This window comes from Pseudomonas sp. GW821-FHT09E12, from assembly GCF_059416085.1.
The window spans coordinates 119785-134729 of record NZ_JBWKOM010000012.1; the positions used below are offsets into that span (position 1 = coordinate 119785).

Annotated in this window: 16 protein-coding genes and 1 riboswitch; of the genes, 8 read left to right on the top strand and 8 right to left on the bottom strand. The window is 59.9% G+C overall.

Annotated elements, in window-relative coordinates; all coding sequences use genetic code 11:
- Positions 1-20 precede the first annotated feature (20 nt).
- The 3 genes from AC07PQ_RS28585 to AC07PQ_RS28595 all read left to right on the top strand — a co-directional run bounded on the left by AC07PQ_RS28585 (position 21) and on the right by AC07PQ_RS28595 (position 2866).
- Positions 21-986, top strand: a complete 966-nt coding sequence (locus AC07PQ_RS28585; RefSeq protein WP_493186624.1) for a 2-hydroxyacid dehydrogenase — start codon at positions 21-23, stop codon at positions 984-986.
- A 33-nt stretch (positions 987-1019) separates the two neighbouring features.
- Positions 1020-2018 (top strand): methyltransferase, encoded by a 999-nt coding sequence (locus AC07PQ_RS28590; protein WP_493186625.1) that lies wholly within the window; start codon positions 1020-1022, stop codon positions 2016-2018.
- Positions 2019-2069: 51 nt separating this feature from the next.
- A riboswitch (yybP-ykoY riboswitch) is annotated at positions 2070-2193 on the top strand.
- 88 nt (positions 2194-2281) lie between these two features.
- On the top strand, positions 2282-2866 hold the full coding sequence (locus AC07PQ_RS28595; RefSeq protein ID WP_493186626.1) for a TMEM165/GDT1 family protein: 585 nt from the start codon (positions 2282-2284) through the stop codon (positions 2864-2866).
- Between the two features lie 126 nt (positions 2867-2992).
- Here the strand turns inward: AC07PQ_RS28595 and AC07PQ_RS28600 are convergent, their stop codons facing one another.
- Positions 2993-3808: a M48 family metallopeptidase gene (locus tag AC07PQ_RS28600; protein ID WP_007928401.1), complete on the bottom strand. Its 816-nt coding sequence runs from the start codon at positions 3806-3808 to the stop codon at positions 2993-2995.
- A gap of 267 nt (positions 3809-4075) precedes the next feature.
- Here AC07PQ_RS28600 and AC07PQ_RS28605 point away from each other — a divergent pair, with 267 nt between their 5' ends.
- Positions 4076-6217, top strand: coding sequence for a methyl-accepting chemotaxis protein (locus tag AC07PQ_RS28605; protein WP_493186627.1), 2142 nt, complete (start codon positions 4076-4078; stop codon positions 6215-6217).
- 102 nt (positions 6218-6319) lie between these two features.
- On the opposite strand, the gene AC07PQ_RS28610 is transcribed toward AC07PQ_RS28605, so the two are convergent.
- From AC07PQ_RS28610 to AC07PQ_RS28620, 3 genes are read right to left on the bottom strand one after another with little or no spacing between them, the layout of a single operon-like run.
- On the bottom strand, positions 6320-6940 hold the full coding sequence (locus AC07PQ_RS28610; protein WP_009045543.1) for an SOS response-associated peptidase: 621 nt from the start codon (positions 6938-6940) through the stop codon (positions 6320-6322).
- Positions 6941-6974: 34 nt separating this feature from the next.
- Positions 6975-7235: a putative signal transducing protein gene (locus tag AC07PQ_RS28615; protein WP_007928396.1), complete on the bottom strand. Its 261-nt coding sequence runs from the start codon at positions 7233-7235 to the stop codon at positions 6975-6977.
- Positions 7236-7245: 10 nt separating this feature from the next.
- Positions 7246-7428 carry a CPXCG motif-containing cysteine-rich protein gene (locus AC07PQ_RS28620; RefSeq protein WP_007928395.1) on the bottom strand — a complete coding sequence of 61 codons (183 nt, stop codon included), beginning with the start codon at positions 7426-7428 and terminating at the stop codon, positions 7246-7248.
- A 142-nt stretch (positions 7429-7570) separates the two neighbouring features.
- Here AC07PQ_RS28620 and AC07PQ_RS28625 point away from each other — a divergent pair, with 142 nt between their 5' ends.
- A complete protein-coding gene (locus tag AC07PQ_RS28625; RefSeq protein ID WP_007928394.1) occupies positions 7571-8737 on the top strand; it encodes a 1-acyl-sn-glycerol-3-phosphate acyltransferase in 1167 nt (388 codons plus the stop codon).
- 74 nt (positions 8738-8811) lie between these two features.
- On the opposite strand, the gene AC07PQ_RS28630 is transcribed toward AC07PQ_RS28625, so the two are convergent.
- A complete protein-coding gene (locus AC07PQ_RS28630; protein ID WP_493186628.1) occupies positions 8812-9099 on the bottom strand; it encodes a hypothetical protein in 288 nt (95 codons plus the stop codon).
- A 187-nt stretch (positions 9100-9286) separates the two neighbouring features.
- Here AC07PQ_RS28630 and AC07PQ_RS28635 point away from each other — a divergent pair, with 187 nt between their 5' ends.
- Positions 9287-9493, top strand: a complete 207-nt coding sequence (locus tag AC07PQ_RS28635; RefSeq protein ID WP_007928392.1) for a hypothetical protein — start codon at positions 9287-9289, stop codon at positions 9491-9493.
- 141 nt (positions 9494-9634) lie between these two features.
- Here AC07PQ_RS28635 and AC07PQ_RS28640 read toward each other — a convergent pair whose 3' ends face one another.
- Positions 9635-10219, bottom strand: coding sequence for a YajG family lipoprotein (locus AC07PQ_RS28640; protein WP_007928390.1), 585 nt, complete (start codon positions 10217-10219; stop codon positions 9635-9637).
- A 206-nt stretch (positions 10220-10425) separates the two neighbouring features.
- Between AC07PQ_RS28640 and AC07PQ_RS28645 the strand changes: the two genes are divergently transcribed.
- On the top strand, positions 10426-10659 hold the full coding sequence (locus AC07PQ_RS28645; protein WP_007928388.1) for a hypothetical protein: 234 nt from the start codon (positions 10426-10428) through the stop codon (positions 10657-10659).
- 732 nt (positions 10660-11391) lie between these two features.
- Positions 11392-12903 carry a malate dehydrogenase (quinone) gene (mqo, locus tag AC07PQ_RS28650; protein WP_493186629.1) on the top strand — a complete coding sequence of 504 codons (1512 nt, stop codon included), beginning with the start codon at positions 11392-11394 and terminating at the stop codon, positions 12901-12903.
- Between the two features lie 64 nt (positions 12904-12967).
- On the opposite strand, the gene AC07PQ_RS28655 is transcribed toward mqo, so the two are convergent.
- Entirely contained in the window at positions 12968-13945 is a 978-nt protein-coding gene (locus tag AC07PQ_RS28655) for a fimbrial protein (RefSeq protein ID WP_007928386.1), read from the bottom strand.
- A gap of 25 nt (positions 13946-13970) precedes the next feature.
- Positions 13971-14657: a fimbrial biogenesis chaperone gene (locus AC07PQ_RS28660; protein ID WP_493186630.1), complete on the bottom strand. Its 687-nt coding sequence runs from the start codon at positions 14655-14657 to the stop codon at positions 13971-13973.
- Between the last annotated feature and the right edge of the window lie 288 nt (positions 14658-14945).

Below are 14945 nucleotides of genomic sequence, written 5' to 3' on the forward strand. Positions count from 1 at the left end.
TCGTGCAAAAGGTACAGTTGATGACTAACAATCGCCGCGCCGTCTTCCTCGACCACAGCTCCCTGGACCTTGGCGACCTCGACCTCAGCGCGCTGCGCCACAGCTTCGACGAACTGCAACTGCATGACCGGACCAGCCCCGAACAGGTGGTCGAGCGCCTGCAGGGAGCCCAGGTGGCGATCAGCAACAAAGTACCGCTCAATGCCGAAACCCTGGCCGCCTGCCCCGAGCTGAAACTGATCCTGGTGGCGGCCACCGGCACCAACAATGTCGATCTGGCCGCCGCCCGCGCCCTGGGCATCAGCGTCGCCAACTGCCAGGGCTACGGCACGCCATCGGTGGCCCAGCACACCCTCATGCTGCTGCTTAACCTCGCCACCCGCCTCGGCGATTACCGCCAGGCGGTCAGCGACGGTCGCTGGCAGCAGGCCCGGCAGTTCTGCCTGCTGGACTTCCCGATCGTCGAACTGCAAGGCAAGACCCTGGGTCTGCTGGGCCATGGCGAGCTGGGTGGCGCCGTCGCCCGCCTGGCCGAGGCCTTTGGCATGCGCGTGCTGCTGGGGCAGATTCCCGGCCGCCCGGCCCGCGCCGACCGCCTGCCGCTGGATGAATTGCTGCCACAAGTCGATGCGCTGACCTTGCACTGCCCGCTCAACGAACACACCCGGCACTTTATCGGCGCCCGGGAGCTGGCCCTGCTCAAGCCCCAGGCCTTTGTGGTCAACACCGCCCGTGGCGGCCTGATCGACGAGCAAGCCCTGGCCGACGCCCTGCGCCGCGGTCACCTGGGCGGCGCGGCCACCGACGTGTTGAGCGTCGAGCCACCGACCGCTGGCAACCCGCTGCTGGCCCATGACATCCCGCGGCTGATCGTGACCCCACACACCGCCTGGGGCAGCCGCGAAGCCCGGCAGCGCATCGTCGGCCAGCTGGCGGAAAACGCCCAGGCGTTTTTCAGCGGTACAGCGCTGCGGGTCGTCAGTTGATAAACTGCGCCACTTTTTTCCCAGGAGCAGATTATGGATCCGCGCAGTGAAGTACTGCTTCGTCAGGCTGACTTGTTTCAAGGCTCGCTGCTGCTGGCCGGCCTGCCCGCCGATGACCTGCTCGGCCGCCTGCCGGGCGCCCATGGCTGGTGCTGGCACGCCGGCGATCAGGCCGCGCTGGATGCGCGTTTCGCCGGGCGCAGCCACTTCGGCGTGACGGCCCCCGAGCCAGGCTTTGCCAACGCCGTGCTGTTCCTGCCCAAGTCCAAGGAGCTGACCGACTACCTGCTCAACGCCCTCGCCTCGCGCCTGGCCGGGCGCGAGCTGTATCTGGTCGGGGAAAAACGCAGCGGCATCGAACGCGCGGCCAAGCAGCTCAACCCCTTCGGCAAACCGCGCAAGCTCGACAGCGCGCGGCACTGCCAGCTGTGGCAAGTGACGGTCGACAACGCGCCACAAGCCGTCAGCCTGGAAAGCCTGGCCCAGGAATATGAACTGCCGTTGGCCGAAGGGCCGCTGAAAGTGATCAGCCTGCCGGGGGTGTTCAGCCATGGTCGCCTGGATCGCGGCAGCGCCCTGTTGCTGGAACACCTGGACAAACTGCCCAGCGGCCACCTGCTGGATTTCGGTTGCGGCGCCGGGGTTCTGGGCGCGGCGATCAAACGTCGCTACCCCCATAACAATGTGACCCTGCTGGATGTCGATGCCTTCGCCGCTGCCAGCAGTCGCCTGACCCTGGCCGCCAATGGCCTGGAAGCCGAGGTACTGACCGGTGACGGTATCGATGCCGCGCCTATGGGTTTGAACACCATCCTGACCAATCCGCCGTTCCATGTCGGGGTCCATACGGACTACCAAGCAACGGAGAACCTGCTGCGAAAAGCAGCCAAACATCTGAAAACCGGTGGCGAACTTCGGCTGGTGGCCAACAGCTTCCTGCGTTATCAACCGCTGATCGAAGAGCATCTCGGCCCTTGTTCGATCAAGGCCGAAGGCCAGGGTTTTCGCATCTACAGCGCCAAGCGCGGCTGAAAACCTTTTTGCAAAAGAACGCTTGCCGAATGGATTTTGCCTAGGCAGAATCCGCTCCGTCCTAGGGGAGTAGTCTCCCGCGAGCGCCACGCTCGCCCGGCATGCGTCAACATACTTGATCCTCAGATCATGGCGCATGCGACCCAAGAGTCCGCACAGACGGACCGCAGGGTTTGACAAGACCTATGACACGCACACCTTACCCGGGGCGGGAAGGCTGTACGTGTCATAGCCGTGTCGACCCGCCCCTTAGGAATGCCCTGATGCTGGACTCTCTACTGGTTCCCACCGCGATCGTTGCCTTGGCCGAAATCGGCGACAAGACGCAACTGCTTGCCCTCATTCTCGCCGCGCGCTTTCGCAAACCCTGGCCGATCATCGCCGGCATCGTCGCCGCGACCCTGGCCAACCATGCGGCAGCCGGTGCGGTAGGCGCCTGGTTCGGCAGCTTCTTCTCGGACGCGACCTTGCACTGGATCCTCGCCGCGAGCTTTACCGCGACCGCGCTCTGGACCCTGGTGCCGGACAAGATGGACGACGACGAAGCCAGCACTGCCCGCAAGTTCGGCCCCTTCCTGACCACGCTGATCGCGTTCTTCCTCGCTGAAATCGGCGACAAAACCCAGATCGCCACCGTCATGCTCGCGGCGCAATACCCGGAACTGTGGCTGGTGATCATCGGCACCACCGTCGGCATGCTGATCGCCAACGTCCCGGTGGTACTGGCCGGCAACTTCGCGGCGGAGAAACTGCCCCTGACCCTGATCCGTCGCCTCGCGGCCTCGGCGTTCTTCATCCTGGCCATTGTCGCGGTGTACAAGGCCATGCAGAGCAGCGGCTGGTTGTAAGCGCACCATCAGCAGGCACGCCTCCAGGCAAACCTGCGAGCACAAAAAAGCCCCGAACCAGTCGGGGCTTTTTTTGCAGGGGGCCGGCTTGTTCACGACCCTGTCGTCAACAACGACGCCAGACGATCAGGGCCTCTTGGCCTGCTGGTACAACGGCATCACCTTCGGAATCGCCGCTTCCAACGAGGAAATACGACTGCCGGACGCCGGGTGAGTACTGAGGAATTCAGGTGGCGCGCCTTCCGAGGCCTTGCTCATCTTGTTCCACAAGGTGATGGCCGCGTTCGGGTTGTAGCCGGCGCGGGCCGCCAGTTCCAGGCCGATCAGGTCGGCTTCGTTTTCATTGCCGCGACTGTTGGGCAAGGTCATCAGCAGGTTGACCCCGTTGTCGCCCACGGCGACCGCTTCCTGCGGCGCGCCGGCGATCAGCGCAATCTGCTTCAGTGCGCTGACACCGTAGGCCTTGGACATCGCTTCACGACCGTGCTCGCGCAAGGCGTGAGCGATTTCATGCCCCATGACCGCGGCGATTTCATCGTCGGTCAGTTGCAACTTGTCGATGATCCCAGTGTAGAAAATGATCTTGCCGCCAGGACCGCAGTTGGCGTTGAGCTCATCGTTCTTGATCAGGTTGACTTCCCAATTCCACTGCGCGGAATCCGGGCGGAACACCGGGGCCTGGGCAATCAGCCGGTTAGCGATCGCCTGGAGGCGCCTGGCATTGGCACTGGACTTGTCCAGCACGTTCTTGCTGCTCGCCTCGCCGATCGTCTGTTGATAGGACTGCGCGTAGGACTGGTTGACCTCATCGGTCGACAGCATGCTGAACATGTACTGCTTGCGATCGACCCCAACAGCGCCACCGCTGGTGGTGTTGACCGACTGGCAACCCGACAGCAGCAACGCAGCGGTGAGTGCACCCAAAACCTGCTTCTTACTCATGAAAACGCTCCCTGAAAACATGGCGCGTATCCTAGGCCCAGTTGTGTATCGACGCCAGATACAACGGACGTGTAGCACGCTGTTTTCAGATACGGCGCCGTAGGAAAAAATTCACAGAACCTTCCCCTCCGCGCTGGCAACGGCCGGCAGCTGTCCATTTGCGACATGCCAGCCTACAAAACAGCCATTTTTCCAATCCTCGCTCATGGTCGGCGAGGGCCTTGCCGATACAACGGGGCAGACGTCATTCCTGCGTCCGGAGCCCTTATGAAATTCAAGTCGATCCAGTTTTCCGTGGCCGCCCTGGCCGGTGCCATCGTCCTCAGCGTGGTCGTTGCCCTGGTGCTGTACGCCCTGTTCGCCGGTGCCCGGACCCAGGAGATGGTGCAGCAGCAAACCCAGGCTCAATTCGAACAAGTCATCGAGCAGCGACTGGTCGGCCTGGCGCAGACCCAGGTCAGCCAGATCCAGCGTGAACTCGAGGCGCCCCTGCTGATCGCCGGCGGGCTGGTGCGGATCAACGCGCTGATCGGCAGCAAGGGCGCGGACGGCAATCCACAGCTCAATCTCAGCCGCGAGCAACTGATCAACCTGATCAAGGAAAACGTCGCGCAGAACCCGAAGATTCTCGGTGCCTATATAGGCTGGGAAAAGAACGCCATCGACCATAACGACAGCGCCTATGTCGACACCAAGGTGGTGGGTATCGATGCCAGCAACGGACGCTTCCTGCCGTGGTGGTTCCGCAACGAAGACGGCAGCCTGGGCCTGGACAAACTGGTGGACGTGGACGACCAGAAAGTCCTGTCCACTGGCGTGCGTGCCAGCGAGTACTACCTGTGCTCCAAGGAAAGCAAGAAATCCTGCGTGATCGACCCGGCGCCGTACAAGGTCGGCGACAAGATCGTCATGCTCGCCTCCTTTATTGAGCCCATCCTGCTCGACGGGGCCTTCCAGGGCATCGTCGGCGCCGACCTGTCGGTGAACTTCATCCAGGACATGCTCCTGGGTGCCAACCAAAAACTCTATAACGGCGTGGGCGAAATGGCCCTGATCGGTGGCAATGGCCGGCTGGTGGCCTACACCAAGGACCCGAGCAAGTTCGGCGAAAAGGTCAGCGACATTCTCGACAGCGAGGAAGTCGCCAAGCTGGGCAACCTCAAGCGCGGCGAAGTGAACTACAACGTCGATCAGGCCAACGGACGGATCGAGCTGTACCTGCCGTTCGGCATTGGCCAGGCCGACGCCCGCTGGACCCTGATGCTGCAACTGCCGCTGGACGCTGTCATGGCCGACCTGCAGAAACTGCAGAGCGACCTGGCCGAACAACGCAAGGCCGACACCTTCGGCATGGCCATGGTCGGCCTGATCATCGCCGGCCTCGGCCTGTTGGTGATCTGGCTGGTGGGCCACGGCATCGCCCGTCCGCTCAAGCAAATGGTGGCCATGCTCGACGACATCGCCCAGGGCGAAGGCGACCTGACCCGCCGCCTGAGCAGCGACCGCGCCGACGAACTGGGCTCAATCGCCAAGGGCTTCAACACCTTCCTGGCCAAGCTGCAAGCGATGATCAGCCAGGTGGTGACCTCGGTGCAGAGCGTCAGCGACTCCTCCGAACACACCGCCGATATTGCCATTCGCACCAACCAAGGCGTGCACAAGCAGATGGCCGAGATCGACCAGGTAGCCACCGCCGTGCATGAAATGACCGCCACCGCCCAGGACGTGGCCCGCAACGCGACCCAGGCCGCGCAAGCCGCCAACCATGCCGACCAGGCCGCCAGCCAGGGCAGGCGGATCGTGCGCGACACCTCGACCGCCATCGGCGCCCTGGCCGTGGAAATCGGCCGGGCGGTGGGCGTCGTGCAGACCCTGGCCAAGGACAGCGAGAACATCAACGCAATCCTGATCGCCATTCGCGGCATCGCCGAACAGACCAACCTGCTGGCCCTCAACGCCGCCATCGAAGCCGCCCGCGCCGGCGAACAGGGCCGCGGCTTTGCCGTGGTGGCCGACGAAGTGCGCAACCTGGCGCAGAAGACCCAGCAGGCGACCGAAGAAATCCAGTCGATGATCCAGCAACTGCAGCAAGGCACCCGCGATGTGGTGCGGGTCATGGAAGACAGCCAGAACCGCACCGACGAAAGCGTGCAGCACGCGGCGAAAGCGGCCGAAGCCCTGGAAACCATCACTCAGGCGGTGTCAGTGATCAATGACATGAACACCCAGATCGCCAGCGCCGCCGAAGAGCAAAGTGCGGTCGCCGAGGACATCAACCGCAACGTGATCAATATCGGCCAGGTGGCCAACGAAGTGGCGGGCGGCGCCGACGAATCCAGCGCGGCCAGCGCCGGCCTGACCAAGCTGGCCGAGCAGCAGCGGCGCCTGATCAATCAGTTCAAGGTGTAAAAAAGGCCCTGCGGACCTTGCGCAGCCTTCGGCAGCGATCGAGTTGGGCGGCACTCCGTGCGAAGCGCTCGCCGAATCAGGCCACGCGATTCAGGGACGGCGTCAACCCGGGGTCAGGCATTCCGGGGCGTTGAGCTTCGGATCGTTCACCAGGTTGGCCAGCACCCGCTCGCGCAAGGCGGCCGGTGGGCTGGCCAGCAAGGCTTGCAGCACCGGCAACGGTGTATCGGGGTCGAGCCAGGCTTCCTGGCCCTGGGCATCGAGAATCAATGGCCGACGCTGGCTGGCCGCCGGCTGGGTGACCACCGCGGTGCTCAGCCAGACCTGTTCCTGCACCGGATAGGCTTCCCAGATCGCCGCGAAGAACAGCGACGAACCCTCCCCCGGCGTCAGCCAGTACGGGCGTTTGCGGGTGCCGCCGCGCCATTCGTAAAAACCGTTGGCCGGCAGCAGGCAGCGGCGCTGGCGAAAGGCTTCGCGGAACATCGGCTGTTCGGCCAGGGTTTCGGCGCGGGCATGGGCCGGGGTGCGCGACAGATCGGTCAGCCAGGGCGGCGTCAGGCCCCAGCGGGCGCGGGCAAGGTTGCGCTGGCCGTCGCTGCTGCGCAGGATCAGCACCGAATCGTTGGGTGAAATGTTCCACTGCGCCTGCTGGTCCGCCGGAAATCCGGGCAAGGCGGCAAACGCTTGGTTCCAGCGAAACAGGGCATAACGTCCACACATGGGGCAAACAACTCTCGGAAAATCGGCGGCCAGCCTAACAGATCAGCACTCCGGCATGATTGGCCGGCTCGTCGCCGGGCATCGGCAGCGCGGCATTGTACGCGGCGATCAGCTCCCGAGCGTATTGCGCCTGATCGTTATCCACCGCCAGCCCAAGGAGGCCGAACATGGGCAACTCACCGGTACCGCCAAGCAAATCCCGCCCCACCAGATGCGCCTCGACCCCCTCGCTGGCCAGCATGCCCTGGAGCAACTCCGCCTCCAGCAGGTTTTCCGGTTCGTAGATTCGCTGCATAAAGCCCCCGTCACTCGTTTTCGCTGCGCACGTCGAGCATCCATTCCTGCCCGTCGGTCTGCAGGGTGAACACAATGGGCCGACAACAGACCGGACAATCCTCGATGTACTGCTGATCGCCCCCGGACAGGTCCAGTACAGCCTCGGCCTCTTCACCACAGTAGGGACATTGATAGCGCTCGGTTTCCAGCATCGCGGCCTCCGGAGTGACTTGTGCGTATAATCGCCGGTCTATTTGCAGGGCTATTGAGATCTGAGCTTACTTTTCAGACCGCGCCCGGCTATTTTTCGATCCAAACCTTTTCTTACCTAGCCGTTTCCAACAAGAGAGCATGATGGGCGAATTCGATGCCATCCGACCTTACGACGACACTGAAGTACCAGCGGTGCTGGCTCGACTGCTCGGCGACAAGGCGTTTCTAGATATCCTCACCCACTTCAGCTTCCCGCGCTTTGCCGGTGCTTTCGGCTGGCTGCTCAAACCCCTTATAGCTCATCGGCTGCGCCGTGAGTTCGCCGCGGTCACTTCGGTGGCGACCCTGCAGGACAAGGTCGAGTTCTACGTCGACCGCACCATCGAGCGGGCCACCGACGGCGTGACCTACACCGGGGTCGAGCAATTCAAGTCCGGCAGCGCCTACCTGTTTATCGCCAACCACCGCGACATCGTGATGGACCCGGCCTTCGTCAATTACGCGGTGTACCACGCCGGGCTGCCGACCCCGCGCATCGCCATCGGCGACAACCTGCTGCAGAAGCCCTTCGTCAGCGACCTGATGCGCCTGAACAAGAGCTTCATCGTGCACCGTTCTATCACCGGACGCCGGGAAAAGATGGCCGCCTACCAGCTGCTGTCGGCCTACATCAACCACTCGATCCGCAACGATTGCGCGTCGATCTGGATCGCCCAGGCCGAAGGCCGGGCCAAGGACGGCGACGACCGTACCGAGTCGGCGATCCTCAAGATGTTCCACATGAGCCGCAAGGACGAGCCGTTCGGCGAGGTCATCCAGTCGCTGAACCTGACCCCGGTGTCGATCAGCTACGAATACGACCCTTGCGATCAGGCCAAGGCCCGCGAGCTGTATATCCGCGCCACCACCGGCAGCTACACCAAGGCCCCGGGCGAGGACGACATCAGCATCGCCAAGGGCATCACCGGCTATAAGGGCCGGGTCCACGTGAACTTCGCCGCGCCGATCAGCGAGCTGTTCGAGGACACCAAGCAATTGGCGGTGGAGATGGACCGGCAGATCCTCGGCGGTTATCGCCTGTTCCCGGTGCATTACCTGGCCTACGCCCAGTGGAGCGATGCCGACCCGGCGCTGCAGGTACCGAGCGCGGCCCAGGTGTTCCCGGCGGACGAACTGGCCAAGGCCCAGGAAGAGTGGCAACGGCGCCTGGACGCCTGCCCGGAGGAACATCGCCCGTACCTGGTGCTGCAATATGCGACGCCGGTGCGCAATCAGTATCGGGTCAAGGCGGGACTGGCATTGCCATAACGCTCATCGCACACGACAACGGCGCCAGAAGGCGCCGTTGTCGTTTGTGCAATGCATAGCGATCCCGAAATCTATCAGAACCGCGTACTGATCCAGGACACCAGCAACGCCAGCCCCAGGCAGGCAAAACCGAAGCGGTAGAAGAACCGGTTCATGCGCAAGGTCGCATCGTCCAATGCCTGCGCCGACAGACCCTGGGAGCGGGATTGGCCCTGGGCGGCCAGATTGGCCAGCGCACGCTGCTCACGACGTCGGGTGGCGTGCAACAACCAGCTACCGGGAAAGGCGAACAGCAAGGCAAGAATATTGATCAGCTTGGCGGGGTGGGCGCTGAACAGCGACCAGATCAGTTGCAGCGACATCACGAACCTCGAATGAAACCGGATAACGAGCCCTGGCGACTCGCGGCGCGGATTTTACCCAAAGGCCCACTTTCTGCCTGGGCTTTCCGACAGATAACAAGCCGCCTGCCGGTTAATTCGCCCTGTCATACGTTCGTCATACAAACAGGCCAGTCTGGCGCCCCTCGAAACCGACACGGAGCTTGTCATGCTGCACGCAGAAAACCAGGACCGCCTCTACCTGATCGCCCCCAGCGACGAACAGGAAGCCTTGGTCGGCGCCCTTGCCTTCAACGTCCAGGACCGCCACTGGCTGGTGTATTGCGCCCTCGGCGGGCACCAGCATGCCGACCTGCCGGAAACCGATCTGCTGACAGGGGTCAGCGTGCTGGATTTTTACGTCGAGGCGGCGTGAGGCCGGACTCGAAACAAATCGACAGCCAATAAAAAGCCCGGCTTCTGTGGAAGCCGGGCTTTTTTGTGTACAGCGCCGAAGCCGTCAAGCAAGGCCCTTCGGGCCTTATCGCAGCCTGCGGCAGCGGCTACGGGGCTCACATTATTCGCCGAGAATCTGACCGATGCTCGGATCCTTGAACAGACGGGTCAAGGCGTCGCTGAGTACGTCGCTGACCAGCTTGGTATTGGTTTCCTGGTTCGGCGCCATGCCGAAACGCTGGTCCAGGGACGCACCGTAGCGACCGCTGTAGCGGCGGTTGGCGCTCTGCACATCGGAACGGAAGGTCGCGCCGATGGTGGCCTCAGTCACGTACAGGCCTTCCTTGGGCGACTGATACTTCAGCTCGGCCAGGGTCACGGTCAGTTGCGGAGCGTTCAGCGCGTTGGCGGTCGGGGTAAAGCCCAGCAGGCGTACCGCGGCCTCGGCCTGGGCCTGCAGCTTCGGCAGAATCTGCGCGCCCTGGACGGTAATCGCACTGGTTTCAGGGTACAGCCCGCCGCGGGTACCCAGGGTTGGCGACGGACGGCCATCGACCACTTTCACGACCACCGGCTGGCCATGGCCGACCGGCGCGAGCTGAGTGGTGAGCTTCGGTTCCGGGCTGAGTTGTTGCGGGCTATGGGCGCAACCAGCCAGCGTCAAACTGGTCACAGTGATCAAACCGAACAACAGGCGTTGCAACATGCTCATTTCTCCAGGAATCAGGCACAGACAGACGCGCAGTATAGCGGGGGTCAGCGGCCGCTAACCAGCGGCCCGGCGCGAGTCAGTCAGCTCTCATACAGGTTCGGTACAAGGCGCTTGCTGTAACCTCCCCGTCACGGGCGTTACATGGCCATGTAACGCCCGGGCGGCATTCTTCATCGCAACTGCCCAACAGGTACATCGCCATGCATTTCCTCTGGTCCTTGTTCGCTCCGCGCCAGAAATACCGCAGCTTCGCCAAGCTCGACCCGCAGGGCCGCTGCCAGGCTTTCAAGCACTGCAAAGTGCCGCCAATGGGCGACGGCTGGGTGGAAATCGAGGAAATCCGTCTCAACTGGTTGCACCAGCCGCTACCCGCCGGCGCCCGCGTCAGCCCACGCATCGCCCGCGCCCGGGTACAACCGATGATGGCTACCTGACCAAAAGACTAATAAAAGTCATTAAACAGGATCATTTCCGCGCGTTTCTTCGTTACAATCTCCCCCCGATTATAAGGACGTCTCCTGATCGGGCCTCGCAGCATCGCTGATGCATCAGCTTCAGCTCCCCCGCATTGCCCACAGAGAGCCGCCCACACAGATCGAGTGAAGCCGGCGTGCTTGCTGTTCATCTTGCAAACCACCGCTTTTCGCGCATCTGCAGAGCTGCCATTGCTCGGCCACTAAGCTGTTCGCCCGTTAATGCCACGTGCTCCATGTCGGCATTCACCCCTCGGGCCGGTGCCAGGCTTGGACAGCCCTTTTTTGAGGTTCACGTCTTCAAAAGAGCGTGAAAAAACGGGTTTTCACAACTTCACAAGAGTGTGGCGAGCAAATGAATAGTTTTGCGTCTGTACTGGCACCATTAGCGTCTACAACAGCCCGATTACACAGGACCGAGCACGCCTCAGATACTTGCGCTTGAAGCCTGTCCGCTACGGATTTGGTTGCACAAACGGACTCTTGACCATAAGTCGAATTGCCCGCCCTGCCCTGAAATGCGTTCATACGCGGATCAGGCCCGGTTGGTAGCGTCCGTCGAAGTTGCGAAAAATTGCGAAGATTCGGACATGGCGATCCTGGCCATGAGTGACCCGGGGCATAACGTGAACCGCCCCTTACTCCTGGCAGCTATGCCGTCAATTTGGTGCTGCAGATTTTGGAGACGCGTTAATGGCGCATAACGAAGCAGTAGACGTCGTATTGGTTGGGGCCGGCATCATGAGTGCCACCCTCGCTGTACTGCTCAAGGAGCTCGACCCCGCGATCAAGCTGGAAGTCGTCGAGCTGATGGATTCGGGTGCCGCGGAAAGTTCCAACCCGTGGAACAATGCCGGTACCGGCCACGCCGGCCTCTGTGAGCTGAACTACACGCCACAGGCCGCCGACGGTTCCGTCGATATCAAGAAAGCCGTGCACATCAATACCCAGTTCGAGGTGTCGAAGCAGTTCTGGTCCTACCTGACCAAGAAAGGCACCTTCGGCTCGTCCAAGTCCTTTATCAGCCCGGTGCCGCACCTGAGCTTCGTTCAGGGCGACAGCGGTGTGTCCTTCCTGAAGAAGCGCTTTGAAGTGCTGAGCAAGCACCACGCTTTCGCGGACATGGAATACACCGAAGACAAGGCCAAGATGGCCGAGTGGATGCCGCTGATGATGCCGGGCCGCGCGGCTGACGAAGTCCTCGCCGCCACCCGCGTGATCAACGGCACCGACGTCAACTTCGGCGCCCTGACCAACCAGTTGCTCAAGCACCTGACCAGCGCACCCGATGCCCAGGTCAAGTACTGCAAGCGCGTGACCGGCCTGAAACGCAACAAGGACAACGGCTGGACCGTCAGCATCAAGGACGTCAACAGCGGCAACACCCGTGAAGTCGACGCCAAGTTCGTGTTCCTCGGCGCTGGTGGCGCAGCCCTGCCGCTGCTACAGGCTTCGGGCATCGAGGAAAGCAAAGGCTTCGGCGGCTTCCCGATCAGCGGCCAGTGGCTGCGCTGCGACAATCCGGAAGTGGTCAAGCATCACCAGGCCAAGGTCTACAGCCAGGCCGCGGTCGGTTCGCCACCGATGTCCGTGCCGCACCTGGACACCCGCATGGTCGATGGCAAGAAGTCCCTGCTGTTCGGACCTTACGCCGGCTTCACCACCAAGTTCCTCAAGCACGGTTCGTTCATGGACCTGCCGATGTCGGTTCGCGCCGGCAATATCGGCCCGATGCTGGCCGTGGCCAAGAACAACATGGACCTGACCAAGTACCTGGTCAGCGAAGTGATGCAGTCCATGGAGCAGCGCCTGGAATCCCTGCGTCGCTTCTACCCGGAGGCCAAGGCCGAAGACTGGCGCCTGGAAGTGGCCGGCCAACGGGTGCAGATCATCAAGAAGGATCCGAAGAAAGGCGGCGTGCTGCAGTTTGGTACCGAGCTGGTCGCAGCCAAGGACGGCTCCCTCGCCGCCCTGCTCGGCGCTTCGCCAGGCGCTTCGGTGACCGTCTCGATCATGCTGGAACTGATCGAGCGCTGCTTCCCGGCCAAGGCCAGCGGCGAGTGGGCCATTAAGCTCAAGGAAATCTTCCCGGCCCGTGAAAAGGCCCTGGAAACCGACGCCGCGCTGTACCGCAAGATCAACAGCGAGAACAACGTCAGCCTGGAGTTGGTCGAACAGAGCAGCGAAGCCGAAAGCTACGCTTAAGCCGCGCTCATGAAAAACGCCCCGCTCTCTTGGAGAACGGGGCGTTTTTTATTTTGCTTGCCCACTACTTGTAAAACAGATCAATTACCACAGCAGCATCGAACGGCCCTATCACCGGCTTCGCGCGCCAAAAAAGTTGCGCAAGGAGATCGATCCGAGCTGGGGTGGTTCCAGTCATGTCCGTAAGTTTGAACCAGCTGTTGTAAGCAAGCTTTTCATTATTTTCCGCCCGAAGCAAAGAAATCCCAACAGAACTGTTATTTTCCGGGACTAATAATCCATTTAAAATACTGCCAGTCTTAGGAGTGAACCGCGCATTGACCGTATAAGGCGTAGCGCAATCCCTCTTTAAGTTCAGACTGAATCTTGAGACTGTAATCTGCTGGCCGCTCTGCCCTCCCCCAGAAGACAATCGCCCAAAATCAATCGTACTCGGTGTAACAGTTAACTTTGGCGAACACGGAACAAAACGAATTTTATTGAGCCCTGTCAGAATATAATTCAAGTTATATTTGGGCGATGCATTCAACCCACCAACACCATCCAACTGAAAGACGCTGTAACTTGTCAGATTGGTCGCCTGACCCGTCGTTGGAGTCGCACCGTACTTTTCTATAAAAACAGAGAAATTTAATGTGAATCTTGCAGAACTCCAACCATTACAGTTAGACAAAGTACACCCTTCGTGAGAATGATGCCCGGTATTATATTTTCCGCTAGCCCGTGTGATGGCAATCCCTTTATAGCGAATTCCTACACGAATTCCTTCCCCAACAAAGTAGTTTATTGGGTTCAGGTAAAAATAAATGTTTTCTCTTCCTCCTCCAGCGTTATCAATGCATCTCACGGGAATAGACCTAGCTTCTGACTCCCAGATAATTGTCCCGTCCGGGGCGTCAGCTTGCACAGCTAAATCTGTACCCAGGGCTTCATAGAAGCTTGCACTATCAGTCCCGTCTACCAGGCACGCCAAAGCAAAGCTTTTGATTGGAATCCAAAACAACAAAAGAAAAATTACTGAAATAACTCTTGAGAGTTTCATTTCATCTCATCGCCGTTAGAAAAAATCACTTACTAAAGAGCTTAGCCACATGAGGAACTTGCAACCCCACATCATTAATCTCAGTAAACTCAACTTTTACATTATCGATCCCGGATAAAACCTTAAAATCAATATACTTTCGCTCTCCTGGCTTAAGAAACAAATAATCGAGACCGGGAACAGTTCCCGCTGCTGTCTGGAAAGCAATATCCATTAGCGATACATGAAAACGACTGGGATTTATAACCTCCACCCTATCTTGGAGTCTTTTCCAGTGTAGCGAAGCCACGGCATCGGAAACACTTCCCTCCATGCCCTTGGGACGGAAAAACAGTTTCAGTCTTTGTTGAACAGCAAATTGCACACTGTTTTGTTTCCCAGACTTTATTGGAATTTCCATAACATTCAAAAAGAACATTGATTCCCGATCCAGCGGCAAACCGGCACCAGAATAAATCATACGAATCTGATGGCGTCTTTGCGGCTCGATTTTTATTAGCGGCTCGATTATTACAAATGGAACATCAAGATCATCTTTATTTTGATCGTTGGTTATACGGCTTTGTACCAACGCAACTTTTTCACCAAAATTAGAGACTGTTACTGCCGCCTCTCTGTTTGCCCCATTATAAATAACCCTGGTCCCTTCGATTACCAATTCCGCGTTCGCCTGACTAACCATCGCTATCAAAGCGACCAAGAGAAAAAACACCCGCACTCGACCTTTCGAAATGCCTAACATAATTATGCATACTTTCATAGATAAGCGAATGCAAGATAATAAGAAGCACAGCAATGATTAGGAATCAGACTAATCTTATTTTCAATAAGCTTTCTGCAGAGTATCTACAAGAAAAAAACGCCGAGGCCCTGCCAAGCAGGGTATCGGTCGGTTGGCCAAGACTCACTACTTCGCTCAACAATTGGGCAGGCTGGAGTTGAAGACTTCAACCACAATTCACCCATGCCGCTCCTCACCTACAGGATTGCAAGGAGCATA